The 22,660-nt window shown below is 64.4% G+C and carries 24 protein-coding genes; 15 read left to right on the top strand and 9 right to left on the bottom strand.

From position 1 onward, the window contains the following. Positions 1–29 precede the first annotated feature (29 nt). From L0F51_RS10895 to L0F51_RS10885, 3 genes are read right to left on the bottom strand one after another with little or no spacing between them, the layout of a single operon-like run. Positions 30–1,322 (bottom strand): HlyC/CorC family transporter, encoded by a 1,293-nt coding sequence (locus L0F51_RS10895; RefSeq protein ID WP_234629152.1) that lies wholly within the window; start codon positions 1,320–1,322, stop codon positions 30–32. Positions 1,323–1,325: 3 nt separating this feature from the next. After that, complete coding sequence (aroB, locus tag L0F51_RS10890) at positions 1,326–2,462, bottom strand: 3-dehydroquinate synthase (protein ID WP_234629151.1); 1,137 nt, start codon at positions 2,460–2,462, stop codon at positions 1,326–1,328. Further along, on the bottom strand, positions 2,459–3,061 hold the full coding sequence (locus L0F51_RS10885; RefSeq protein WP_128290900.1) for a shikimate kinase: 603 nt from the start codon (positions 3,059–3,061) through the stop codon (positions 2,459–2,461). The genes aroB and L0F51_RS10885 overlap by 4 nt, the downstream gene beginning before the upstream one ends. A 111-nt stretch (positions 3,062–3,172) precedes the next feature. Between L0F51_RS10885 and L0F51_RS10880 the strand changes: the two genes are divergently transcribed. The 4 genes from L0F51_RS10880 (at position 3,173) to L0F51_RS10865 (ending at position 6,772) form a co-directional block, all read left to right on the top strand. Beyond that, positions 3,173–3,316 (top strand): histidine kinase, encoded by a 144-nt coding sequence (locus L0F51_RS10880; RefSeq protein WP_092814517.1) that lies wholly within the window; start codon positions 3,173–3,175, stop codon positions 3,314–3,316. 59 nt (positions 3,317–3,375) lie between these two features. Further along, a complete protein-coding gene (locus tag L0F51_RS10875) occupies positions 3,376–4,278 on the top strand; it encodes a site-specific tyrosine recombinase XerD (RefSeq protein WP_255701414.1) in 903 nt (300 codons plus the stop codon). Positions 4,279–4,393: 115 nt separating this feature from the next. Then, positions 4,394–5,350, top strand: coding sequence for an acetyl-CoA carboxylase carboxyltransferase subunit alpha (locus L0F51_RS10870; RefSeq protein WP_128290901.1), 957 nt, complete (start codon positions 4,394–4,396; stop codon positions 5,348–5,350). Between the two features lie 219 nt (positions 5,351–5,569). Continuing rightward, positions 5,570–6,772, top strand: a complete 1,203-nt coding sequence (locus L0F51_RS10865; protein ID WP_234629150.1) for a murein L,D-transpeptidase family protein — start codon at positions 5,570–5,572, stop codon at positions 6,770–6,772. Positions 6,773–7,010: 238 nt separating this feature from the next. On the opposite strand, the gene L0F51_RS10860 is transcribed toward L0F51_RS10865, so the two are convergent. From L0F51_RS10860 to L0F51_RS10850, 3 genes are all read right to left on the bottom strand, one after another. Continuing rightward, the gene (locus L0F51_RS10860; RefSeq protein ID WP_234629149.1) at positions 7,011–8,177 is read right to left on the bottom strand and encodes an MFS transporter; all 1,167 of its coding nucleotides are present in this window, start codon (positions 8,175–8,177) and stop codon (positions 7,011–7,013) included. Then, a complete protein-coding gene (locus L0F51_RS10855) occupies positions 8,174–8,716 on the bottom strand; it encodes a TetR/AcrR family transcriptional regulator (protein WP_234629148.1) in 543 nt (180 codons plus the stop codon). The genes L0F51_RS10860 and L0F51_RS10855 overlap by 4 nt, the downstream gene beginning before the upstream one ends. A gap of 107 nt (positions 8,717–8,823) precedes the next feature. Continuing rightward, entirely contained in the window at positions 8,824–9,363 is a 540-nt protein-coding gene (locus L0F51_RS10850) for a GNAT family N-acetyltransferase (protein WP_234629147.1), read from the bottom strand. Between the two features lie 379 nt (positions 9,364–9,742). On the opposite strand from L0F51_RS10850, the gene L0F51_RS10845 reads away from it, so the two are divergent. Both L0F51_RS10845 and L0F51_RS10840 read left to right on the top strand, forming a co-directional pair. Beyond that, positions 9,743–9,991, top strand: a complete 249-nt coding sequence (locus L0F51_RS10845) for a hypothetical protein (protein ID WP_234629146.1) — start codon at positions 9,743–9,745, stop codon at positions 9,989–9,991. Positions 9,992–10,004: 13 nt separating this feature from the next. Further along, positions 10,005–10,607 carry a hypothetical protein gene (locus L0F51_RS10840; protein ID WP_234629145.1) on the top strand — a complete coding sequence of 201 codons (603 nt, stop codon included), beginning with the start codon at positions 10,005–10,007 and terminating at the stop codon, positions 10,605–10,607. A gap of 154 nt (positions 10,608–10,761) precedes the next feature. Here L0F51_RS10840 and L0F51_RS10835 read toward each other — a convergent pair whose 3' ends face one another. Next, a complete protein-coding gene (locus tag L0F51_RS10835; protein WP_234629144.1) occupies positions 10,762–12,111 on the bottom strand; it encodes an adenylate/guanylate cyclase domain-containing protein in 1,350 nt (449 codons plus the stop codon). A gap of 136 nt (positions 12,112–12,247) precedes the next feature. Beyond that, entirely contained in the window at positions 12,248–15,034 is a 2,787-nt protein-coding gene (secA, locus tag L0F51_RS10830) for a preprotein translocase subunit SecA (protein ID WP_234629143.1), read from the bottom strand. A gap of 213 nt (positions 15,035–15,247) precedes the next feature. Between secA and L0F51_RS10825 the strand changes: the two genes are divergently transcribed. From L0F51_RS10825 to L0F51_RS10810, 4 genes are read left to right on the top strand one after another with little or no spacing between them, the layout of a single operon-like run. Next, complete coding sequence (locus tag L0F51_RS10825) at positions 15,248–16,216, top strand: peptidylprolyl isomerase (protein WP_234629142.1); 969 nt, start codon at positions 15,248–15,250, stop codon at positions 16,214–16,216. Positions 16,217–16,218: 2 nt separating this feature from the next. Further along, positions 16,219–17,445: a bifunctional glutamate N-acetyltransferase/amino-acid acetyltransferase ArgJ gene (gene argJ, locus L0F51_RS10820; RefSeq protein WP_234629141.1), complete on the top strand. Its 1,227-nt coding sequence runs from the start codon at positions 16,219–16,221 to the stop codon at positions 17,443–17,445. Between the two features lie 11 nt (positions 17,446–17,456). Next, positions 17,457–17,855, top strand: coding sequence for an 8-oxo-dGTP diphosphatase MutT (mutT, locus tag L0F51_RS10815; protein WP_128290911.1), 399 nt, complete (start codon positions 17,457–17,459; stop codon positions 17,853–17,855). A gap of 5 nt (positions 17,856–17,860) precedes the next feature. Next, positions 17,861–18,064, top strand: coding sequence for a Flp family type IVb pilin (locus L0F51_RS10810; protein ID WP_234629140.1), 204 nt, complete (start codon positions 17,861–17,863; stop codon positions 18,062–18,064). 62 nt (positions 18,065–18,126) lie between these two features. On the opposite strand, the gene L0F51_RS10805 is transcribed toward L0F51_RS10810, so the two are convergent. Then, a complete protein-coding gene (locus L0F51_RS10805; protein WP_234629139.1) occupies positions 18,127–19,008 on the bottom strand; it encodes a methyltransferase domain-containing protein in 882 nt (293 codons plus the stop codon). A 51-nt stretch (positions 19,009–19,059) separates the two neighbouring features. Between L0F51_RS10805 and L0F51_RS10800 the strand changes: the two genes are divergently transcribed. The 5 genes from L0F51_RS10800 to L0F51_RS10780 all read left to right on the top strand — a co-directional run bounded on the left by L0F51_RS10800 (position 19,060) and on the right by L0F51_RS10780 (position 22,608). After that, positions 19,060–19,851, top strand: a complete 792-nt coding sequence (locus L0F51_RS10800) for a ComF family protein (RefSeq protein ID WP_234629138.1) — start codon at positions 19,060–19,062, stop codon at positions 19,849–19,851. 90 nt (positions 19,852–19,941) lie between these two features. After that, a complete protein-coding gene (gene grxC, locus L0F51_RS10795) occupies positions 19,942–20,211 on the top strand; it encodes a glutaredoxin 3 (RefSeq protein WP_234629137.1) in 270 nt (89 codons plus the stop codon). Further along, entirely contained in the window at positions 20,208–21,083 is an 876-nt protein-coding gene (locus tag L0F51_RS10790; protein ID WP_370642350.1) for a carbon-nitrogen hydrolase family protein, read from the top strand. The genes grxC and L0F51_RS10790 overlap by 4 nt, the downstream gene beginning before the upstream one ends. Beyond that, positions 21,080–21,568, top strand: coding sequence for a DUF1178 family protein (locus L0F51_RS10785; RefSeq protein ID WP_234629136.1), 489 nt, complete (start codon positions 21,080–21,082; stop codon positions 21,566–21,568). The genes L0F51_RS10790 and L0F51_RS10785 overlap by 4 nt, the downstream gene beginning before the upstream one ends. 188 nt (positions 21,569–21,756) lie before the next feature. Then, on the top strand, positions 21,757–22,608 hold the full coding sequence (locus L0F51_RS10780; RefSeq protein ID WP_234629135.1) for a cation diffusion facilitator family transporter: 852 nt from the start codon (positions 21,757–21,759) through the stop codon (positions 22,606–22,608). The last annotated feature ends 52 nt before the right edge of the window (positions 22,609–22,660 follow it).

The following is a 22,660-nucleotide window of genomic DNA, read 5'->3' as shown; positions in this document are numbered from 1 at the left end:
TGGCCGGCCTCCTGAATGGAACGGGCGGCCTAGACCGGCAAGCTCGTCGCCTGTGCCGTCGCCACCGGCGTGACCGGTGTCACCCTTATCTGCGTCAGTCGGTTCCGTGTCTTGCGCAGAACCTTGAAGCGGAAGCCGTGGAAGGTGAATTCCTGCCCCGCTTCGGGAATGGTCTGCGCTTCGTGGATCACGAGGCCCGCCATGGTTGTCGCCTCCTCATCCGGCAGGTTCCAGTCGAAGGCGCGGTTGAGATCGCGGATCGGCACCGTGCCTTCCACGATAATGGAGCCGTCCGGCTGCTGGCGCACGCCCTGGATCTCCACGTCATGCTCGTCGGCGATCTCGCCGACGATTTCCTCCAGGATGTCTTCGAGCGTGATCAGGCCCATCACCTCCCCATACTCGTCGACGACGAGCGCGAAGTGAATCTTGCGGCGCAGGAACTCGTTGAGCTGCGCCTGCAGAGAGGTCGTGTCAGGCACGAACCAGGGCTTTGAGGCGACCGCCATGATATCGAGAGCGGTTGCATCGCCGCCGGCTGCCGCTAGGGCCCTCAAGACGTCCTTGGCATGCAGGATTCCGACAATGTTTTCGGTCTCGCCGCGCCACAAGGGCAGGCGTGTGAAGGGGCTCTCGATCACCTGGGTGACGAGCTTCTCTGCCGGATCATCGGCGTTGAGGGCCTGCATCGCTGTGCGGTGAACCATGACGTCGGAGACATCGAGCTCGTTGAGGTCCAAAAGGCCGCCCAGCATGTCGCGGGCGCCCTTTTGCACGCTGCCTTCGCGGTGCAGGAGATCGACGGCGCCGCGAAGTTCCTCGTGGCCGGACAAGAGCACGTCATGGCTCGCGGCGACGCCGAAGAGACGCAAGAGCGCCGATACGAAGCGCTGAACTGCCATCACGACAGGCGCAAAAACCCGGACGACCGTTGAGACGAAGGGCGAGACGGCAAGCGCGAAGCGGTCCGGCGTCGTGATTGCCCAGGTCTTCGGCAAAACCTCTGCAAAGACGAGGACCAGGACCGTCATCACGAAGGTCGCCGCCGCCACACCCGCATCGCCCAGAATGTCGATGAAGGCGGCCGTTGCGAGGGCGGATGCCAGGATGTTGACGAGGTTGTTGCCGAGAAGCAGCGAGGAGATCATGCGTTCGCGGCGATCGATCAGACGCGAAACGATGCCCGCTCGGGCATCGCCCGACCGCTCCATCTGGTGCATGCGGGCGCGTGATGCCGCCGTCAAAGCGGTCTCCGATCCGGAGAAGAAGGCGGAAAGGAAAAGCAGAATGACAATGGCAAGCAGAGTGGCTGCGAGCCACATGGGTTATTCTCCTGTCTGAAGGGCGGGTGCAGGCTCGGCCGCGAGCTCATCGGCGAGGAACGTCTCAACCGAGTGAGGCGCGACATCCTCCGCGATGAAAGCCTCACCGATCCCTCGGCTCAAGATAAAGGTGAGGCGGCCAGCTTTGACCTTTTTGTCCTGGGCAATGTGATCCATCAATTCCGAGGTGGAAAATCCGCTTCCCGGAATGCTGTTCATGTGGGTTAGCAGACCCGCGGCGGCAAGATGCCTCTCGACGCGCTCCGCCGCCTCCGGCGCACAAAGCCCCTGCTGGACCGAAAAGCGATGGGCCATGGCCATACCGATGGCCACACCCTCGCCGTGGATGATGCGGCTGGCGTCGTAGTTGCAAGCAGCCTCAAGCGCATGTCCGAAGGTATGTCCGAGATTGAGGAGGGCGCGTGTTCCCGCTTCACGCTCGTCGGCGGCGACGACGCGCGCCTTTGCCGCGACGCTGCGGCGGATGGCTTCCCCGCGTGCCTCCTCGCCGGCGAAGACGGCCTCTCTGTTGTCCTCGAGCCACGAGAAGAAATCCGCATCGTCGATCAAGCCGTATTTTGCGACTTCGGCATAACCGGCACGAAACTCGCGCGGCGGGAGGGTATCGAGTGCGCTCGTATCGGCCAGGACCAGCCGTGGCTGGAAGAAGGCACCGACGAGGTTTTTGCCTTCCGGCGTATTGATGCCGGTTTTGCCGCCGACGGATGAATCCACCTGTGCAAGAAGGCTTGTCGCCACCTGGACGAGGCTCATGCCTCGACGGGTGATTGCAGCCGCAAAGCCCGCGAGGTCGCCAACGACGCCGCCGCCAAGCGCGATGACGATGTCGGAGCGTTCGAGCCGGGCTGCGAGCAGCTCTCTCACAACGCGTTCCAGGGTGGAGAAGCTCTTGGAGGCTTCCCCCGGCGCGACGACGATCTCGACGCTGTCGATTTCCGCATCGCTTAGGGCCCGGCGGACGGGGTCAAGGTAAAGGCCGCCGACGTTTTCGTCTGTGATGATCGCGGCGCGGCGGGCGTCCATCCGCGCGGCCATGTGGCGTCCGAGATTGGGGATGAGGTTGGCGGCGACGAGGACGTCGTAGCTGCGCTCGCCAAGGTCCACATGTACGGAACTCATGATGGGTTCTCGCTGGTCAGAAATTTATCGAGGGCGGAAAGAACGTCTGCCACGACGGTGTGGTGGGGCACGTCGCGCGAGGCGACCGTGAGCGTGGCGAGGGCGTAGGTGGGTTCTCGGCGGGCGAGGAGATCCGCCAGGATTTCCTTCGGGTTCGGTTTGCGCAAGAGCGGCCGGTTCGACCGGCGCCTGACACGGTCGAAAAGGAGATCGAGATCGGCCTTGAGCCAAATGGAGACGGCGTCATTGGCGATCGCCTGACGTGTCTCCGCGTCTTCGAAGGCACCTCCGCCGGTTGCGATCACTGTCGGGCCGGTGGTGAGAAGACGCCGGATGACTTTTTTCTCACCGTCACGAAAATGCGCCTCGCCGTAAGTTGAGAAAATGTCGGCGATGGTGAGGTTGGCGGCTGCTTCGATTTCCTGGTCGGCGTCTTTGAAAGGCAGGTTGAGTGTCGCAGCAAGGCGGCGGCCGACGCTGGTCTTGCCAGCGCCCATCATCCCCACGAGGACGATGTTTCGCGCACCCAAACGCTCGACGACGCGTTCCGCGGCGCCTTCCTCGATGCGTGAATATTTCTTGCTGTCAGTTCGCAACATGCCCCGTCCCGGCCCACAATCGGCTCGCTATAAAGCTTTATCTGTTGCCGTGCATCCCTTGAAATAGCAGCGGAAGCGGCGATAAGGGGCTCACGTAAACGGGCGGTTCGAATGCCAAGTCTCTTTCGCTTCTTGTTTGTCATCGCGGTTCTGGCCGCGATCGTCTATGGTGGCATGATAGCGCTGACGCTTCTCGTGGAGCCCAATCCCAGAGAGATGAGCGTGCGTATTCCTGCGGAGCGGGTCAATCAGTGAGTGCGGCCTCGTCCCCAGCGGGGGATACTGGGCCGCGCCCGCGCCGACCGCGCGATCTTCTGGATATCGAAGCGTTTCTGGAGATGCTGGCGGCTGAGCGCGGGGCTTCTGCAAATACGCTTGCGGCCTATCGGCGCGACCTTCTCGATGCGCTTGGCACCGTCAGCGACCTGCGCGAGGTCGGCGGCGACGGGGTGCGCGACTATATCGCCACACTTGCAGCACGCGGCATGAGCCCGGCGACACAGAGCCGACGGGTTTCTGCGCTGCGCCAGTTCTTTCGCTTCCTCCTGTCCGAAGGGTTGCGCAGCGACGATCCAACGATCGTCCTCGATCGTCCGAAGCCACGGCGCGGCCTGCCAAAGACCTTGTCCGTCGAAGAGGTTGGTACCTTGCTGGATACGGCGCGCGCGCGGGCAGGTCGCGAGGCGCCGCCCGCACGGCGCCTCGCGGCGGCACGCACGCGGGCGCTTCTGGAGCTTCTTTATGCCACCGGCCTTCGGGTTTCGGAACTCGTCGGGCTGCCGGCGAGTGCGGCGACCGGCGAGCGCCCTTTCCTGATCGTGACCGGCAAAGGGGGGCGTGAGCGGCTCGTGCCTTTGAACGAAGACGCCCGCCTTTCGATGCGCGATTACCGCGCACTCCTCGATGAGCGACAGGCGGGCCGAAGCCCGTTTCTGTTTCCGGCGGCCTCGGCCTGCGGGCATCTGACGCGCCAGGCTTTCGCGCGCGACTTGAAGGAGGTCGGCATCGAGGCCGGCATATCGCCCGCGCGCCTGTCGCCCCATGTCTTGCGTCATGCTTTCGCGACGCATCTCCTGTCAGGCGGCGCCGATCTCAGGGCCGTGCAGACATTGCTCGGCCATGCCGACATTTCGACCACACAGATTTATACCCATATTCTGGAGGAGCGCATGAAGACGCTCGTCCAGGAGCATCACCCTCTCGGGCGCATGCGCTGATGATGTCGCCCTCAAAGCCCGGCTGGCGATGAGATGGGGGCCGATTGTCGCCTCCGCTTGACTTGACAACGCCCCATCGCCAGTTTGCGGCCACCTTAAGGATCAACTGCCTTACATGCGCCACTTCCTCGATTTCGAAAAACCCGTTGCCGACCTCGAAGGCCAGATTCAGGAGCTGCGTCGGCTGCAGGAGAGTGATGACAGCGTTTCCACCGACGAGGAAATCGCCAATCTGGAAACCAAAGCGCGGGATGCGCTGAAGGGCCTCTACGCCAAGTTGACGCCCTGGCAGAAGGCGCTCGTCGCCCGCCATCCCGACCGGCCGCATGCGAGCCGTTACATCTCCTCGCTGATCAAGGATTTCACGCTGCTTGCCGGCGACCGGAAATTTGCCGAGGACCGCGCGGTTCTCGCCGGTCTCGGGCGGTTCCGTGGCGAGCCTGTGGCTGTCCTCGGGCAGGAGAAGGGCTTCGACACGCAGTCGCGGCTTAAGCACAATTTCGGCATGGGCCGACCGGAGGGCTACCGCAAGGCGGTCAGGCTCATGGAAATGGCCGATCGTTTCGGCCTGCCGGTGATCGCTTTCGTAGATACGGCAGGGGCTTACCCGGGGGTCGGGGCTGAGGAACGCGGCCAGGCAGAGGCGATCGCGCGCTCCACGGAAGCCTGTCTCGGGCTCGGCGTGCCGAATGTCTCCGTCATCATCGGAGAGGGCGGATCGGGGGGCGCGATCGCGCTCGCGACCGCCAATCGCGTCTATATGCTCGAGCATGCGATCTATTCGGTGATCTCGCCGGAAGGGGCCGCATCGATCCTGTGGCGGGATTCCACACGCGCCGAAGAGGCCGCCACCGCGATGAAGGTGACGGCCGAAGATCTCAAGAATCTCAAGGTGATAGACTCTATCATCAACGAGCCGGTGGGCGGTGCGCACCGGGATCCGGACGCCGTGATCGCCGCCGTGGGCGACGTGATCGCTGGCGCGCTCGGCGAATTCCGCGGCCTGCCGGCGCACGATATCCGGCTGCAGCGACGGGAAAAATTCCTGGCGATCGGACGCAGTCTCGGCTGATTCCGCGGTCTTGAGCCGCGTCCGAAGAGTTTTGGCCAATTTGACCGGGGAAAAGTGCCAGACACCGCGAAATTCGCGGTGTCTGCGACGATTCCGTCACACTCGGCGAAATTCGCCTGCGCTCCAGCAGGAAATCGCCGCATTTCATTGGCTTAAACCTCCCGGCAACGATATGCCTTTAGAAATCCGCAAGAGACAGGGGAAGAGGCTCTTCGGGTCATGATGACAGCACTATTTTCACGCGCTGCGCGCGTCGCGGCTCTCATCGTTACAGGTCTGGCGGTACTCATCCTGGCCGGCTGCAACGATTTCGAGGGCATGGCCAAACATCTTCGGCCGCTTTCGCATTCCACCAAATCGCTCATCGCCAAAAAGGGCATGAGCGAAACGAGCCCGATCCTGGTTCGCCTGTTCAAGGAAGAATCGGAGCTCGAGGTTTGGAAGCAGGAGAAGGCGACCGGCCGCTACGCGCTCCTCAAAACCTACGACATCTGCAAATGGTCGGGTAAGCTCGGGCCGAAGCAGCAGGAGGGCGACCGTCAGGCGCCGGAAGGTTTTTATACCATCACGCCGGCGCAGCTGAACCCGAACTCCTCCTATTATCTGTCGTTCAACATGGGCTACCCGAACGCCTATGACCGTTCGCTCGGGCGCACCGGCTCGCATCTCATGGTGCACGGCGCCTGCTCGTCGCGCGGCTGCTACGCCATGGACGACGACCAGATCCAGGAAATCTACACGCTGGCGCGGCTCGCCTTCCAGGGCGGCCAGAAATCCTTCCAGGTGCATGCCTTCCCGTTCCGCATGACGCCGGAGAATCTCGCCAAGCACCGCCGCAATGAGAATTACGCCTTCTGGAAGATGCTGAAGGAAGGCAGCGACGTCTTCGAACTCACCCGCCAGGAGCCGAAAGTCGCCGTGTGCTCGAAGCAGTATGTCTTCGGCACCGAGCGCCAGGCCGGGATGAGCTATTCGCCGAGCGCCTCCTGCGCCCCGAAGGTGGACGATTCGGTTCGCCTGGCGGTTGCCAAGAAGCGCGCCGAGGACGAGCTGCGCGAAGACAAGATCGCGAGCAATCTCAACGACCGCGACTATGCCAAGATCGCCGTCGCCGACCTGATGCGCGATCCGCGGCAGAAGAACGAAGTGCCGCCGACGCTTCTGGCGCTCGCCCGCGGCACGATGCCGGCCGAGGCGGCGACGCCGAACGCCCCGCAGAATGCCCCGATGTCGACGCCGGCCGATGCGCCTGTGATGACGGCGAGCATTCCTGAACGTTCCGAGAGCGGCAAGACGGGTGCGGAGACGCAGGTCGCCTCCGAGACGCCGGCGAGCGGAGAGCCCCCGATGGCGACCGCCTACGCGCCGCAGCAGGAAGAAGAGGCCGGCCTCTTGTCGCGGCTGATCAAGAAGGTCTGGTAGCGCGCGCCTCGCTGGCCGCGGCCCTTTCGGGCCAGGCCAGCGATTTCAAAAGACGGCTTCAAAACACATGAGCGGCGCGGGCGACCGCGCCGTTTTTTGTTTGGGGCGTGCTCATTCTTCGTTTTTGCTCGCGCATTCTCTGCACGGCCTAGAGGGTCTTGTTGCGACCGCCGTTTCGCCCGCTATGCCGTTCACACGCGATCCGGGCTTAAAGTGGCGCGGGTTTTCGGCCTCGGCCTCATCGGACCTCGGGGCATCTTCGGGCGGCCGGAGCCCCGAAAAGGCCGACGCGCTCGTAGCCCATCATGCCGGCCGCGAGCCCGATGGCGGCAAAGACGATGACGGCCTGATCCGACCCGAAGGCGTCCAGGATGAAACCGAAGAGGGGCGCTCCCGCCGTCTGGCCGATGGCGATGGTGAGAAAGCCGATCATCAGCCCCGTCGCCGGGCGATCGGAAAGTGCCGTCACACCCCAGACGAGGTAGATTCCGGTCAGCATCACATAGGCCGCGCCGAAGAGAGCGCCGCCTGCGAGCGTCGTTGCGGGGGTGGCGAGGGCCGAGCCGGTCGCGAGGATGCCGAGCGCCATCATCACCAGAAAGGCGCGATGCGTCCGGTCGATGCCGAAGCGTTTCACCAGGGTGCCGGCCGAGGCGCCGGCAATTCCCGCAATGCCGATGGCGGTCCACAAAACGCCGATGCCGCTCGTGCCCCAGCCGAGCCTTTGCGATGCGAGCTCGCCGCCGAAGGACCAGAGGGAGGTGCTTGCGGCGCCCATGAGGAAAGAGGCTGCGACGAGGCGCATCAAAGGTCCGGTTACGGGTGGCAGGTGACTGCCTTTCGCGGCGTTGCGCCGCGTCGGCGGAACCGCGACAGCGGCTGCGAGCGCCACGACAACGGCAAGTGCGGCGAAGCCCGCAAAGGCGAGGCGCCATTCCCCGCCGATCGCCAGGGCGACGGGGCCGGAGAGTGCGACGCCAGCACTGGTACCCGCATTGATCGCGGTGTTGGTGGCGTCCTGCCGCCCGGCCCGGACCGAGGCTGCGACGGCCGCGGCCATGGGCGGAGAGGCGAGGCCGGTGCTCGACCCTGCCAAAAGCACGGCGCCGGCCAGCCAGGCGGAATTGGGCGCGGCGGCGATCGCGGCCATGCCGACCGCGGCGACGAGGGCCGCCGCAATCGCCACGGCGCGCGCCCCGAAACGTTCGGTGAGGACGGCCGAGGCAATGATCGTCAGGCAATAGCCGAGAAAGGAACCGCCCGAGAGGATGCCGGACAGCGCCGGGCCGAGCGACAGATCGGCATCGACCTCCGGCAAAAACAGACCGAAGGCAAAACGGGCAAAGCCGTAACAGACGGCGATCAGGCCGAAACCGACGGCGCCGAGGTGAAGGGTCGGGCTCACGGGCGTTGTCCGGCGTCAGCGTCGGCGACAAGGATTGCCGCTGCCCGGCGTGCCGCCGCGACCGCGGCCGGGCCCCGATAGACAGAGGCTGCCGTGGCGCCCTCGTAGAGGACCAGGATCTCCTCCGTGAGGTGCGCGCTGGCCGCCTCGCCGAGTTCGGTCACGAGGATCTCGGTCAGGCGTTTGCGGAAGGTTTCTTTGTGGGCGAGAACGGCGGCACGCACTTCCGGGATGTTGCCGCCGGTCTCTCCGAAGGCTCGCAGGAAAAGGCAGCCGCGGGCGCCTTCTTCCCGCACCCACGTCTCCAAAGCCGCAAAGATGCCGTCGACGCTCTCGAGGCCCTGGAACGTGCGCATGAAGCGGAGATCGCGCTCGGCGAGAACGGCGGCCATCAGGTCGGTTTTGCTGCCGGCGTGCTTGTAGAGGGTGCGCGTGGACATGCCGGCGGCTTGCGTCAGCCGGTCCATTCCGGTGGCGGTGAAACCGTTCAGGTCGAAGAGCTGTTCGGCGGCGGCGAGGAGCCGGGTTTTCGTTTCCATCGCACGCCATGTAAAACGTACGTTTTACATTTCAAGGACCGGCTTCGAAATCCGCTCGGCGTGCGTGGTGTGCGTGCACGGGAGGCTGCCGTTCAGGGGAGGGCGACTTAGCCGCCCGCGGGGAGATGCCCGTCGCCTGAGTCCGGTGTTGCGGGAAGAGGGGGGATCGCGATCCGGTAGAATTTCGTGTCGACATCGACGAGCGGGAAGCTTGCCGGCAGCTCGGTCTTGTCGATCTCCGCAAAGCCGTTCTTCTCATAGAAGCGGTGGGCCGCGAGAAACTTTGCCGTCGTGCCGAGGAAGATCTCGGCGAGGCCGCGTTCTGCCGCGGCGGCGAGCGCGGTTTGCAAAAGCTTCGATGAGACGGATTGCGGGCGACCGCGATGGGTCGCCGCCACGAACATCTTGCGCAAGGCGGCCTGGTTTTCGCCGATGTCCTTGAGCGCGATCGTGCCGACGACGCGCTCCCCCTCTTTCGCCACCCAGAAATCGCCCTTGCCGACCCGGTAGAAACTCTCGATGGCACGAAGATCCGGCTGCTCGTCCAGCGTGATCGGGATCGCAAATTCGTGCTGCTGGATCGGCAGGATGAGATCGAGCACGCCCTGCTGGTCGGCTTCCTCGTAAGGGGAGATCGTGGCGGGCATGGATGTCTCAGAGTTCAGAAGGGGTGTTTGGGTCCGCGCGGGAGACGGGGCTCATCGCGACGGCGATGTCTTGTCCCAGAGGAATACAGCAATCCACTCGGTCATCGTTCGGGCGCCTATCGGCATCTCTCTCATCGATCACGTGCTCTCCTCGAGCGACCAATAACGCCACTGCCGGGGATGGATCGGCGAAAAGCCGGCGTATTGCGGGGCGATGGGCTCGCGCACAACGTGCCAGCGATGTGGCGCTGCTTGTGAGCCGCCGAACAATGCGGTGGCGGAGAGTTACTTACAAGTGTGGCCGAAAATACGTTGCGTGACTTCGTGCGCCATGCGCAAATACCGTGTAGGTGACCCGCTATCGACTGGAGGGGGAGTCATGCTGGCGCAAGGCGCCTGCGATTCCTATTTATGCACCGTGATGACATTTCGAATCTTCGAATGGGCGACGCTGAAGGACTACGACAACGCGAAAGCTGCCGCGACCGATCGCATTATCAAGAAGCAGTCGCGTGGGAACGTTTCAGCGCAAAACGGGTGGTCCATGACCATGCCGCAGCTCCTCAAACAATCACGGGACGCCGACAAGGCGATGGATTCGCTTCGGCGAGCGATGCCCTCTGATTGAGGCTGTTGTTGTCGTGGAACTGGGGGGTGACGCGGAAAAGCAGCTCGGCCTTGTCTGTGACGAGTGGAATCGAGCTGAGAAGGCCATAAAGCTGGCCGAGCAAGTAAATGGCGAGATCATCAATCCCGCTATTTACGAGCTTCGCTACGCTGGTCGGCGCATCGTGGAGGCGATACAGCGCCTACCTGACGGGGAGGATTCGGAGGCTATCGCTCTCCTCCGGGATGCCTATTTCGACTGCAGTCGCGCACGCCACGACGCGATTGATGCTGCCACCTCCAAGATTGCCGCGGACCTTGCGATTGCGGTCGACAAACTTGGGCCGGAAGCCGTCCTCGAAGGCTTTCCCTCATTCTCAAAGCTGAAATCCAGACTGGATGTCACCCGGCGGCTGATTTCGATTTCTCGGGAGGATCGAGAAAACCGCGCCAGGATCTATGAGACCCTCGAAAACGATCATCTCACAGAAATCGTTGAGGGATATAATGAATTTACCGCAAGCGAGCCGATCCTCAGGCGATATGCTCTGAGGCGACGAAGAGGCCTCTTGATCGAGCGTGTGATGTGGCTTGCGGCCATCATCGTGGGGGTGTGGGCAACCTGGGCCTTCAGCTGAAGCGTGCTGAGCCGCCTGTTCTGAGCGCGGCTCATGACCTTGCTCCTGCCCGCTCTTTCCCCCACGTGCATCTCCCTCACGCGTCGCCTGTTGCGGCGCGAAGCAATTCATCTCTGGCGCTATGGGGAGAGAAAGAGGGACACTCCCTGCCACCTCATCCCTTGGCGCGGACGGCGCGGTTGGCCAGGAAATCCATTTCGGCAGCGCTTTCGCGTGGGCGATGGGCGCGCTTTTTCGGGGGTGCGCTCGGATCCCCGGTTTCCATGATCGGCTCGGGGAGGCGGTGCGGTGTCGGCCCCGCCCAGGCATAGAGCGCCACGGGCTCCGAAAAGCCTCTGAGCGTGTGTTCGCCGAGGGGCGTCCAATGAGCCGGGGCGTGGTCCGCCACCTTCTGCACGGCAAGCGCCGGCACGCCGAAAACCTTTGTCATCGCCTGAACGCGCGCAACCTGATTGACGATCGGGCCGATCACCGAAAACGACAGGCGCGAGGCCGTGCCGATATTGCCGAACATGACGTTGCCGCGCGTCAGCCCGACGCCGTAATCGAGCGGTTCTTCACCGGCCGCAATTCGGGCCTCGTTCAAGAGCGCGAGCCTTTGCCAGCCCTTTTCGATGGCGCGGCTCGCGGCCTGCGCAGCCTCGTTCTCCGACGACCAGCAATCGAGCGGGAACAGCGCGATGACGGCATCGCCGATGAAATTCAGGATGTCGCCGCCTTCCTCTTCGATGGAGGCGGCGATGCAATCGAAATAGGAATTCAACAGGTCGATGTAATCGGCGCGGGGGATGCGCTCGGCGAAGGCCGTGGAGTTTCTGAGGTCGCTGTAGAGGATGATCGCCGGCACCGTCTCGCCGTCGCCGCGATGGATCTGGCCGCCGAGCACGCGCGGGCCGGCGCGATGGCCGAGATAGGTTTCCGCGATCGTATCGGCCATGCGCGACAGGATCATCACCTTGCCGGAGAGGGCGAAGCGGCGTGTGACACGCTGCAGCGCCGCGATCTCGCCATCCGAAAAGCCGCTCGGGCGCGTGCAGCAATACGAGACGATGATGCCGCTACGGGAGTGCGCTATGCCTTTGCCGGGGATGGCGAGATCGATCGCAAAGGCGATGTAATCGGTGAAGCCTTCGTCGACGAATTCCTGCAGGACAGGAAAATCGACGAGTTTCTCCGGCCCCTGGAGCGCGCGCCGGAAGACGTCGCTGCCGCTCTCCACAAGCACCTTGAAAGGGCTTTGCCGCCACGCTTCGCTGACATGATCGGGCTCGGGATTGTAGGCGATCTGCTCGAAGGCCACTTCCTGGCCCTCGCGCCAGATGACCGCCTCCACCTGAAAGAGCGGGTGGAGCGTGGTCCAATTGACCATGGCGCGGCCGATCGGGATGCCGACGCCGAAGATGCGGTCGCACATGCCTTGAAAAAGCTCGGTCGGGTCGGGCTCGCCAAAGGCCTGCTCGACCAGCCAGGAGGTGACGCTGTCGACGAGTGTGCTTGAGGACATGAAAGATCCTTGGCCGACACCGAGAGCCGCTCGCGCCTGTGGCACGAGCGGTGATGTCATCCTGGGCTGTTGCTCAAAACAATTCTAGCCGGCCAGGTGGGGGCCGGCTAGAGCGCTGGTTGTAGGGCCGGGCTCTTTAAACGAGCGCGCCGTGGCAGTGCTTGAACTTCTTGCCGGAGCCGCATGGGCAGGGCGAGTTGCGCCCGACCTTGCCCCAGGTGGAGGGGTCGTTCGGGTCGATCGTGGCCGCGCCTGCGCCTTCGCCGCCGGCATAGGCGCTGCTTGCGGCGACCGCACCCGCGCCGACGGGAAGCGCGCCGGCGCCGGCCCGCTCCGAACCGCCGCCATCGGCCATGGCGAATTCGTCCTCGCCGGTGGTCGCATCGACATGATGGGCGATGCCTTCCGGCGGGCGCAGCGTCTCTTCAAGCGGCTCGCGCTCGGCGAGCTCGACATGCATGAGCTGTGCGGTGACGGCACGGCGAAGCTCGGAGAGCATCGCCTGGAAGAGCTCGAAGCCTTCGGTCTTGTACTCGTTCAGCGGGTCGCGCTGGCCGTAGCCGCGGAAGCCGATGACCGAGCGGAGCTGATCGAGCTGCGCCAAGTGTTCCCGCCATAGCTGGTCGAGCGTGCGCAGGAGGATCTGCTTTTCCACCATGCGCATGAGCTCGGGGCCGAAACGGCTCGCCTTGCGGGCCATCAGCTCGTCGGCGGCCTTTTCGATGCGCTCGCGCATCTCCGCATCGGCGATGCCTTCCTCCGCCGCCCATTCGTCGATCGGCAGATCGAGGGCGAGGATCTGTGCGACTTCCGCCTTCAGGCCCTCCACATCCCATTGCTCGGCATAGGCGCGCTCGGGGATGTGCTTGGAGACGATCTCGTCGATCGTCTCGTGGCGCATGTCGCGGACGGTCTCCGCCGTCTCCTGCTGGCGCATCAGATCGATGCGCTGCTCGAACACGACCTTGCGCTGGTCGTTCATGACGTCGTCGTATTTGAGCAGGTTCTTGCGGATGTCGAAGTTGTGCGCCTCGACCTTGCTCTGCGCCCGCTCCAAGGCCTTGTTGATCCAGGGATGGACGATCGCCTCGCCCTCTTTGAGGCCGAGCTTCGTCAGCATCCCGTCCATGCGGTCGGAGCCGAAGATGCGCATCAGATCGTCCTGCAGGGACAGATAGAATTGCGAACGGCCGGGGTCGCCCTGACGGCCGGAACGGCCACGGAGCTGATTGTCGATGCGCCGGCTTTCGTGGCGCTCGGTGGCGAGCACCATCAGGCCGCCGGCATCGAGCGCCTCGCGCTTCAGACGCTCCAGATCGGCCTTGATCGCCTGGGTCTTGGCGTCGCGCTCGGGCCCTTCCTCCATCTCGCCGAGCTCTGCGGCGAGGCGCATGTCGACATTGCCGCCGAGCTGAATGTCGGTGCCGCGGCCGGCCATGTTGGTGGCGATGGTGATGGCGCCGGGCTTGCCGGCCTGGGAGATGATGATGGCTTCCTGCTCGTGATGGCGCGCGTTCAGGATGTTGAAGTCCTTGATGCCGCCTTTCTTGAGGCGCTCCGCCAGAAGCTCCGACTTTTCGATCGAGGTGGTGCCGACGAGAACAGGCTGACCGCGCTCGCGGCAATCTTTGATCGTCTCGATGATCGCGGCGTATTTTTCTTCCACCGTGCGGAAGACCTGGTCGTCCTCGTCGATGCGGGCGACCGGGACATTGGTCGGCACCTCGACGACGTCGAGGCCGTAGATGTCCATGAACTCGTCGGCTTCCGTCATCGCCGTGCCGGTCATGCCGGCGAGCTTTTCGTAGAGGCGGAAATAATTCTGGAAGGTGATGGAGGCGAGCGTCTGGTTCTCCGGCTGGATCTTGACGTGTTCCTTGGCCTCGAGCGCCTGGTGCAGGCCTTCCGAATAGCGCCGGCCTTCCATCATGCGGCCGGTGAATTCGTCGATGATGACGACCTGGCCGTTCTTGACGATGTAATCCTTGTCGCGCTGGAAGATCTTGTGCGCCTTCAAGGCGTTGTTGAGGTGATGGACGACGGCGACGTTTTCCACGTCATAGAGGTTGTCGCCCTTCAGAAGCCCGGCGGCCTCCAGGAGACGCTCGGCATGTTCGGTGCCGTCTTCGGTGAGCGTGGCGGAGCGGACCTTCTCGTCGATCTCGTAATCTTCCCGCTTCAGCTGCGGGATGATGGCGTCGATCGCCTGATAGAGCTCCGACTTGTCTTCCACCGGACCGGAAATGATGAGCGGCGTGCGCGCCTCGTCGATCAGGATGGAATCCACCTCGTCGACGATGGCGTAATGGTGCCCGCGCTGCACCATGGCGCCGAGGTCGTATTCCATATTGTCGCGCAGATAGTCGAAGCCGAATTCGTTGTTGGTGCCGTAGGTGACGTCGGCACGGTAGGCGCGGCGGCGCTCGTCCTGCGACAGGCCGTGGACGATGACGCCGACGGACAGGCCGAGGAAGCGATAGATGCGGCCCATCCAGTCCGCGTCGCGGCTCGCCAGATAATCGTTGACGGTGACGACGTGGACGCCCTTGCCGGTGAGCGCGTTCAAATAGACCGGCAAGGTGGCGACGAGCGTCTTGCCTTCACCCGTCTTCATTTCGGAGATGGCGCCTTCGTTCAAAACCATGCCGCCGATGAGCTGCACGTCGAAGGGGCGCTGGCCGAGAACGCGTTTGGCCGCTTCGCGCACGGTGGCGAAGGCCGGCACCAGGAGATCGTCGACTTTGGCGCCGTTTTCGAGCTGCTGGCGAAATTCCAGCGTGCGGCCGGCGAGCTCTTCGTCGCTCAGCCTTGCCGTCTCGTCCTCGAGCGCATTGATCTGATCGACGAGGGGACGATACTTTTTGACGCGGCGGTCCGACGGGGTGCCAAAGACCTTGCGGCCCAAACTGCCCAAGCCCAGCATAAATACATCCTCTTCGTCGGCAAATTACCGATGTCGGCGTGTCGTGAGGCCGCTCATCGCTTCTGAAGTGGCGCGGGGATCAGCGTTGAAAGCCGTCGAGCCGGCGCCCCCGCTTCTGGACGGCGGGCCGGGGGAGAGATAAGAACGCAGGTGAATCATGTCAATCTGCGGCGCTTGCGCAGACATCGCGCCGATGTCGATCGAGGACCTATCATGACCATCCGGAACACGTCGTGCAAGATCGGCGGCGCGAGCGGCGCCCTCGCCGCTCTCGTCATCGCGACCGGTGCCTTCATGGCGTCAGCCCAGGCGCAGGAGGCGCCGTCACCCGATGCCGTCGCCCGCGTCGGCGACACGATCATCACCGAAAAGGATCTGTCGGAAGCGGCGAACGATTTCTCCGACGAACTCGACCGCGTGCCCGGCCCGCGCCGGCGCGCCGTTCTCGTCGACGTCCTCGTCGACATGGAGCTCCTGGCGGAGGCGGCACGCGAGAAGGGCCTCGACAAGACCCCGGATTTCGACCAGCGCCTGGAATTCCTGAAGACCCGCGCGCTCAGGAACGAGTATGTGGAGAAGGAGATCGTCAACGCCGTCACCGACGACGAGGTGAAGGCCGAGTACGACAAGCAGATTTCCGGCTTCAAACCCGAGGAAGAGGTGCATGCCCGCCACATCCTCGTGACGACCAAGGAAGAAGCCGAAGAGATCATCAAAGAGCTCGATGCCGGCAAGGATTTCGCCGAGCTCGCCAAGGAAAAGTCGACCGGTCCGAGCGGCCCGCAGGGTGGCGATCTCGGCTATTTCCCGAAAGGCCGCATGGTGCCGGAATTCGACAAGGCCGTGTTCGAGCTGGAGCCCGGCGAATACAGCAAGGAGCCGGTGAAGTCGGAATTCGGCTGGCACGTGATCAAGCTCGAAGACAAGCGCATGTCGAGCCCGCCGCCGCTTGACGACATCAAGGAACAGCTGCGCGGCGTTCTGGTGCGGCAGAAGTTCAACGAGGTGATGACGAAGCTGCGCGACGACACCACCATCGAAGTCTACAACAAGGCGAACTCCGAGCCTGCGGCGGATGCCGAAGCCGGGTCCGATGAAGGCGCGGCCGAAGAGGGCGCTTCCGATGAGGGGGCTGGCGAAGACGGGGCTCCTTCCGATTCCGATGCGGGGCAGAACCAGTAAGAATGAGCGCAAGCGTTTCGCCGCTGGCGCCCCGCGAATTCGCGGAGCTGCCGCAACTTGAGGGAGTTCGGCTTGCGACGGTTGCGGCCGGCATCCGCTACAAGGGCCGCACCGACCTCCTTCTGATCGCCTTCGATCCGCCGGCGACGGTCGCCGGTGTCTTCACGCGGTCGAAATGCCCGTCTGCGCCGGTCGATTGGTGCCGGGCGCAGCTTCCGCGCGGACGTGCCGCGGGGCTCGTGGTCAATTCCGGCAATGCCAACGCTTTTACCGGCGCCAAGGGCGCGGCCGCGACGAAGGCGAGCGCAGAGGCGGCCGCCGACGCGCTCGGCTGCGCGCCGGAAGACATCTTTCTCGCCTCGACCGGCGTGATCGGCGAGCCGCTCGATCCGGAGCCGTTCCGGCGGCATCTCGGCCCGCTCGCTCAAGAGGCGCGCGGCGATCGTTTCCGCGAGGCGGCGGAAGCGATCATGACCACCGACACGTTTCCGAAGCTCGCCCACAAAGAGGTGACGATCGGGGGCCGGACGGTGAACGTGCAGGGCATCGCCAAGGGCGCCGGCATGATCGCGCCGGACATGGCGACGATGCTCGCCTTCGTTTTCACCGATGCGAAGATTTCGCCGATGGCCTTGCAGACCGCATTGTCGGAGGCCGTGAAGACGAGCTTCAACGCGATCACCGTCGACAGCGATACCTCCACGTCCGACACGCTGCTCGCCTTTGCGACCGGCACCGCCGGTGCGGAGATCGTGCCGGGAAGTGGCGATTTTCAGAGTTTCATGGAGGCTTTGACCGAGGTCTGTCGCGAGCTCGCCTTCCAGGTGGTGAAGGACGGGGAAGGCGCGCGCAAATTCCTCGAAGTCGCCGTGACGGGCGCCGAAACCGATGCGTCGGCGAAGACGATCGCGCTTTCGATCGCCAATTCGCCCCTGGTGAAGACGGCCGTTGCCGGCGAGGACGCCAATTGGGGGCGGGTGGTGATGGCCGTCGGCAAGGCGGGCGAGCCCGCCGACCGCGACCGGCTCGCCATCTGGTTCGGTCCGCATCGCGTCGCCGTCGACGGTGCGCGCGACCCGGATTACTCGGAAGAGGCGGCCTCCGCCTATATGACGGGGGACGAACTTGCGGTGAAGGTCGATCTCGGTCTCGGAACTGGCCAGGCGACCGTCTGGACCTGCGACCTCACCAAGGAATACGTCGCCATCAACGGCGATTATCGCAGCTGAACGAGGCCGCGATGAAGCTTCTCCTCGTCGTCGCCGTGGCGCTTGTCGATCCCGACGGGCGCGTGCTTCTGGCCCGCCGCCCGGACCATAAGGAGTTCGGCGGCATGTGGGAGTTTCCCGGCGGCAAGGTCGAGGCAAGCGAAAGTCCCGAAGCTGCTCTCATCCGGGAATTGCGCGAAGAACTCGGGATCGACGTGCAGGAAGCCTGTCTGGCGCCGCTGACGTTCGCCAGCCATGCTTATCCAAATCTTCATCTGCTGATGCCACTCTACGTCTGCCGACGCTGGTCTGGCGTGGCGCAGGCTCTCGAAGGACAGGAACTGCGCTGGGTCCGGCCGCAAAAGATGAGAGAGTTTGCCATGCCGCCAGCTGACGAACCGCTGATTTCCCATCTGCTCGATCTGTTGTGATCGACATGCTGAGATCGCGCCTGCGCGAACTCGCTTTGGCTTGGACCTCGCTCCGTCGTGACGAATCCGGCGCGACCGCGATCGAATACGCCCTCATCGGCTCGCTGGTTACCATTGCCCTCCTGGCGGGCTTCAGCGTCTTCATTCCCGCGCTGACGGCCCTTTACGACGGAATCGCGGAGCATTTCGCCGAGATGGGCTGGGGCTAGAACGCGTCTCTCGGCCGACCCACTCCGGCCCACCCATTCCCCACCCATTCAGTCTCGGCCGCTCATTCCCGGTTCTTCTCTTCCAGAAGATGGGCAAGACTCACCTGCGCCGAACCGCGTTTCGCAGGCTTCTGCTGGCTTTCATGCGGCGCCCAGCCGGACACGGCGTAAAGCTCGAACGTCGCCGGCACCCGTCCTTCTCCATCGCCGTAGAGTTCGCGGTAGGCTTCCGCCGCACGGGCGATGAGCGCCCGCGTCACCGGTTTGCGGGCGCGTTCAGACAGCACATTGGAGGCGCCCATCGCCTTCAGCTCCGCCATCAGCGTCAAGGGCTCGCGATAGCGCACGGTCACCACTTCGCGGTCGACGACCGGCAGGGCAAAGCCCGCCCGCTGCAGGAGCGCGCCGACATCCCGGATATCGGCAAAAGGCATGACGCGGGGGCTGACGCCGCCCATCATCTCGGCTTCCGCGTGCATGAAGGCGTGGCGCAGTTCGGCGAGCGTCCCGCCGCCCGGAAAGACGGCGAGGCAGAGACCGTCGGGCTGCAACGCGCGGCGGATCTGAATGAGGGCGCCCGGCAGATCGTTGGCGTTGTGAAGGCTGAGGACGGAGGCGAAGAGATTGACGCTTTCGGGCGCCAGCGGCAGCGCCTCGTCGTCGGTGACGGCGACCTGGCCGGGGTGCAATCTGGCCGCGGCAAGGCTCTGCTCCAGGGACAGGATTTGATCCACCTTGCCGCTCGCCAGAAGGGCCTCTGCAAGCGCAGGGCCCCGGCCGAAGGCGGCGACCGCCCGTTCGAAACGGCGCTCCACCATGGCAAGGCGCACGGCGACTTCGTCGATCGCCCGTTGCATCAGGAAATCGATGCCCTCCGGTGCGGGGGCGGCGCGCTCTTCGCGGCGGCGAAGGAGATGCTTGTCGAGGATCGGGGGAGCGGTCATGCTCGGGTTCTAGCGCAAGACGCGCGATGGTGAAGCGCAATGCGACGGGACATGTCTCTTCGTGCGGCGGGATCGGAGCCGGTCCGCGCCAGGAGCGGTCTCCGCGACATCGTCAAAGCGGGGGCGAGACAGGTCGCGGACCTGCTTCTGCCGCCGCTCTGCCCGGTCTGCCGGCGGGCCGTCGGCGCGCATGATCTCTTGTGCCCGCAATGCTGGGCGAAGCTGCGCTTCATCGAAGAGCCGTTCTGCCCGGTGCTCGGCATTCCCTTCGCCGCCGATCTCGGAGACGGGATTTTGTCGGCGCAGGCGATTGCCGATCCGCCGCCGTTTTCGCGGGCGCGTTCGGCCGTCCTCTTCGACGAGACGGCGCGCAATCTCGTGCATCAGTTCAAATATTACGATCAGGCGGCCGTCGCCCGCACGCTCATCGCGCTGACTTTGCGGCCTGCAAGAGGCCTCGCCCGCGAGGGCACGCTCGTGGTGCCGGTGCCGCTCCACCGCTCGCGTCTGTGGCAGCGGCGTTTCAATCAATCGGCCGTGCTCGCCAAGGGCATCGCCGATGAACTCGGTCTTTGTTTTGTGCCGCGGGCGCTCATCCGCAGCCGGCGCACGCGGCAGCAGGTCGGTCTGTCGCAAAAGGAGCGGCAGGCCAATCTGCGCGGCGCCTTCAAGGTGCGTGATGCGCAAAGAGGCGTCGTCGCCGGCCACCGCATTCTTCTCGTCGACGATGTCTACACCTCAGGCGCGACGGTGAAGGCGGCAACGAAGGCGCTTCTCAAGGCGGGGGCGCAGGAGGTCGACGTCGTCACCTTCGCGCGCGCCGGCGTCGTCCCGCTCGGGTGAGGCTCAGGTCCTGGTGCGCGGCGTTAAGCCGATGGTTCTGTTGCGGAAGTTTTCCGTGAGGCTATATCTGGGGCAACGCTTGGAGCATTCATGGCCAAAGTCACCATCTATACCCGGCAGTTTTGCGGCTTCTGCAGCTCGGCGATCCGCCTGCTTGAGGAGAAGGGCGCGGATTACGAAGAGATCGACGCCACCTTCGAGCCCGACAAGCGGGCCGAGATGATGGCCCGCTCGAAACGCCAGACGTTTCCGCAGATCTTCATCGGCAGCCGGCATGTCGGCGGCTGCGATGATCTTTACGCGCTCGACCGGCAGGGGCGGCTGGAGCCCATGCTTTCGGGCGAGGAGGCCGGGTCGTGAGTTTCAAGGCAGCCTGTCTGCAGCTCAATGCCACGAATGTCGTTTCCGAGAACATCGCCACGATCGAGCGGCTGGCGCGCCGCGCCGCCGAGGCGGGGGCGGATTACGTGCAGACGCCTGAGATGAGCAACATCATCGAGCGCGACCGCGAGAAGCTGTTTGCGGCGATCACGACGGAAGCGGACGATCCGACGCTTGCCGCCTGCCGGGCGCTCGCCTCTGAGCTCGGCATCGTCTTTCATGTCGGCTCGCTCGCCCTGAAAAGCCAGGATGGGAAGATCGCCAACCGCGGCTTCGTGGTCGGGCCGGACGGTGCCATCCTCGCACGCTACGACAAGATCCATCTCTTCGATGTCGATCTGCCGGGCGGTGAGAGCTGGCGGGAATCGGCGACCTATACGGCGGGCGGCGAGGCGGTGCTCGTGCCGCTCGCCTTCGCCACGCTCGGCGTCTCGATCTGCTACGACGTGCGTTTTCCGCAGCTCTACCGGGCGCTCGCCAAGGCGGGGGCGGACGTGTTGACGGCGCCGGCCGCCTTCACCCGCAAGACCGGCGAGGCGCATTGGCACGTTCTGCAACGCGCGCGGGCGATCGAGAACGGCGCCTTCATGATCTCCGCCGCCCAGGCGGGGACCCATCGCGACGGCCGGGAAACTTTCGGGCATTCCATCATCGTCTCGCCCTGGGGCGAGGTTCTGTCTGAGGCGGGCGGGGACGGCGAAGAGGTGATCCTCGCCGACATCGACACGGCGCAATCGGCAGAGGCCAGAGGCCGCATTCCCTCGCTCGCCAACGAGCGTAATTTCACGCAGCCCTCAGTCGGGCCATCTCTTGCGCCATCCGTCGCGCCGCCGATGAGGTCGGCATCATGATCCATTACGATTTGCGTTGTGACGAGGGCCACGGCTTCGACGCCTGGTTTGCAAGTTCGAAGGCCTTCGAAGAGCAGCAGGAGGCCGGGCTTCTCTCCTGTCCGCATTGCGGCTCGGCGTCCGTCGAACGCGCCTTGATGGCGCCGGCGATCGCGGGCGGGCGCGAGCGCGAGCCGGTGCACGCCGTTGCCCCCGAGCAGGGTGCGGCGGATGCGCCTGTCGCGGCCGGCGGCGGCAAGGGGCAGCAGGTGGCGACCACCGTGCCGGCGCCGCTTCTGGAGGCCATGCGCGAGGTGCGCAAATATGTTCAGGCGCATGCCGATTACGTCGGCAACCGCTTCGCCGAAGAGGCGCGCCGTATCCATTACAAGGAAAGCGATCCGCGCGGCATCTATGGCGAGGCGAGCCGCGAAGAGATCAAAGAGCTCAAGGACGAGGGCATCGAATTTCAGCCGCTGCCGGTCCTGCCGGAAGATTTCAACTAGGCCGCGCCCGTCCCGCGTGAAAGCAATCTAGACCTTTTCCGTCGAGTTTTCTAAACCGGCGGGGATTGGCACGGGAGGCTCCCATCGGCGGACATCACGATCATCATCATGGCCATGATCACGCGCACGGGCATTCCCATGCTCACGGCCATGCGCATGCGCACGGGGCGGGCGGCAACGAAAAGCGCATGGCGATCGCCGCCGCGCTCACCGGCTCGTTCATGCTCGCCGAGGCGATCGGCGGTTTTCTCTCCGGCTCGCTCGCCCTTCTCGCCGATGCCGGCCACATGCTCACCGATTTCGCGTCTTTGTCGCTCGCCTGGTTCGCCTTTCGCATCGCGCGGCGCCCGGCGGATTGGAAGCGCACTTATGGCTTCGACCGCTTTCAGGTTCTGATCGCCTTCGTCAACGGCATCGCGCTTCTCGCCATCTGCGTGTGGATCATCGTGGAGGCGGTGCGGCGCTTCAATGCGCCGGTCGAGGTGATGGGCACGCCGATGCTGGTGATCGCCGTCCTCGGCCTCATCATCAACATTGCCGTCTTCTTCGTGCTGCACAGCTCGGAGGAGCAGAACCTCAACATGCGCGGCGCCATCCTGCATGTGCTCGGGGATCTGTTGGGCTCCGTCGCCGCGATCATCGCCGCGATTGTCATCCTGATGACGGGATGGATGCCGATCGACCCGCTTCTGTCGCTTCTCGTCTGCCTCCTGATCCTGCGCAGCGCCTGGTATGTGACGAGCCAGGCGGGGCATATCCTGCTCGAAGGCGCGCCGGCGGGCGTCGATGTCCGGGAGATCGAGCGCGATCTGCCGCAATCGGTCGAAGGCGTCCTCAACGTGCATCACGTGCATGCCTGGGCGATCAGCGAGGAGCGGCCGATGGTGACACTGCATGCGCGGCTGGCCGACGGGGTGGCGACCGATATCACCGTGCGGGCGATCAAGGCGCGAATCGCCGAGCGCTTCGACATCGATCATGCGACGATTGAGGTGGAAGGCCTGCATTGCGCCGACGAGGCGATGAAGCGCGCGTCTTAGGTTCGTTCGGGGGGCGTGAGTCAGTCCGCGGGGCGGGGGTGGCCAGCGAGTG

The organism is Afifella sp. H1R (assembly GCF_021462425.1).
Lineage (GTDB): Bacteria > Pseudomonadota > Alphaproteobacteria > Rhizobiales > Afifellaceae > Afifella > Afifella aestuarii.
This window is presented reverse-complemented; position numbering and strand designations above follow the sequence as displayed.

Bases quoted from the DNA above. Each gene is read 5' to 3' on its own strand.
- L0F51_RS10825 (WP_234629142.1), top strand. From the start codon at position 15,248: ATGACCATCCGGAACACGTCGTGCAAGATCGGCGGCGCGAGCGGCGCC.
- secA (WP_234629143.1), bottom strand. From the start codon at position 15,034: ATGCTGGGCTTGGGCAGTTTGGGCCGCAAGGTCTTTGGCACCCCGTCG.
- L0F51_RS10855 (WP_234629148.1), bottom strand. From the start codon at position 8,716: ATGGAAACGAAAACCCGGCTCCTCGCCGCCGCCGAACAGCTCTTCGAC.
- L0F51_RS10780 (WP_234629135.1), top strand. From the start codon at position 21,757: ATGGCGATCGCCGCCGCGCTCACCGGCTCGTTCATGCTCGCCGAGGCG.
- L0F51_RS10880 (WP_092814517.1), top strand. From the start codon at position 3,173: ATGCCAAGTCTCTTTCGCTTCTTGTTTGTCATCGCGGTTCTGGCCGCG.
- L0F51_RS10895 (WP_234629152.1), bottom strand. From the start codon at position 1,322: ATGTGGCTCGCAGCCACTCTGCTTGCCATTGTCATTCTGCTTTTCCTT.
- argJ (WP_234629141.1), top strand. From the start codon at position 16,219: ATGAGCGCAAGCGTTTCGCCGCTGGCGCCCCGCGAATTCGCGGAGCTG.
- L0F51_RS10850 (WP_234629147.1), bottom strand. From the start codon at position 9,363: ATGCCCGCCACGATCTCCCCTTACGAGGAAGCCGACCAGCAGGGCGTG.
- L0F51_RS10835 (WP_234629144.1), bottom strand. From the start codon at position 12,111: ATGTCCTCAAGCACACTCGTCGACAGCGTCACCTCCTGGCTGGTCGAG.
- grxC (WP_234629137.1), top strand. From the start codon at position 19,942: ATGGCCAAAGTCACCATCTATACCCGGCAGTTTTGCGGCTTCTGCAGC.
- L0F51_RS10800 (WP_234629138.1), top strand. From the start codon at position 19,060: ATGTCTCTTCGTGCGGCGGGATCGGAGCCGGTCCGCGCCAGGAGCGGT.
- L0F51_RS10885 (WP_128290900.1), bottom strand. From the start codon at position 3,061: ATGTTGCGAACTGACAGCAAGAAATATTCACGCATCGAGGAAGGCGCC.
- mutT (WP_128290911.1), top strand. From the start codon at position 17,457: ATGAAGCTTCTCCTCGTCGTCGCCGTGGCGCTTGTCGATCCCGACGGG.
- L0F51_RS10810 (WP_234629140.1), top strand. From the start codon at position 17,861: ATGCTGAGATCGCGCCTGCGCGAACTCGCTTTGGCTTGGACCTCGCTC.
- L0F51_RS10865 (WP_234629150.1), top strand. From the start codon at position 5,570: ATGATGACAGCACTATTTTCACGCGCTGCGCGCGTCGCGGCTCTCATC.
- aroB (WP_234629151.1), bottom strand. From the start codon at position 2,462: ATGAGTTCCGTACATGTGGACCTTGGCGAGCGCAGCTACGACGTCCTC.
- L0F51_RS10845 (WP_234629146.1), top strand. From the start codon at position 9,743: ATGCTGGCGCAAGGCGCCTGCGATTCCTATTTATGCACCGTGATGACA.
- L0F51_RS10785 (WP_234629136.1), top strand. From the start codon at position 21,080: ATGATCCATTACGATTTGCGTTGTGACGAGGGCCACGGCTTCGACGCC.
- L0F51_RS10805 (WP_234629139.1), bottom strand. From the start codon at position 19,008: ATGACCGCTCCCCCGATCCTCGACAAGCATCTCCTTCGCCGCCGCGAA.
- L0F51_RS10870 (WP_128290901.1), top strand. From the start codon at position 4,394: ATGCGCCACTTCCTCGATTTCGAAAAACCCGTTGCCGACCTCGAAGGC.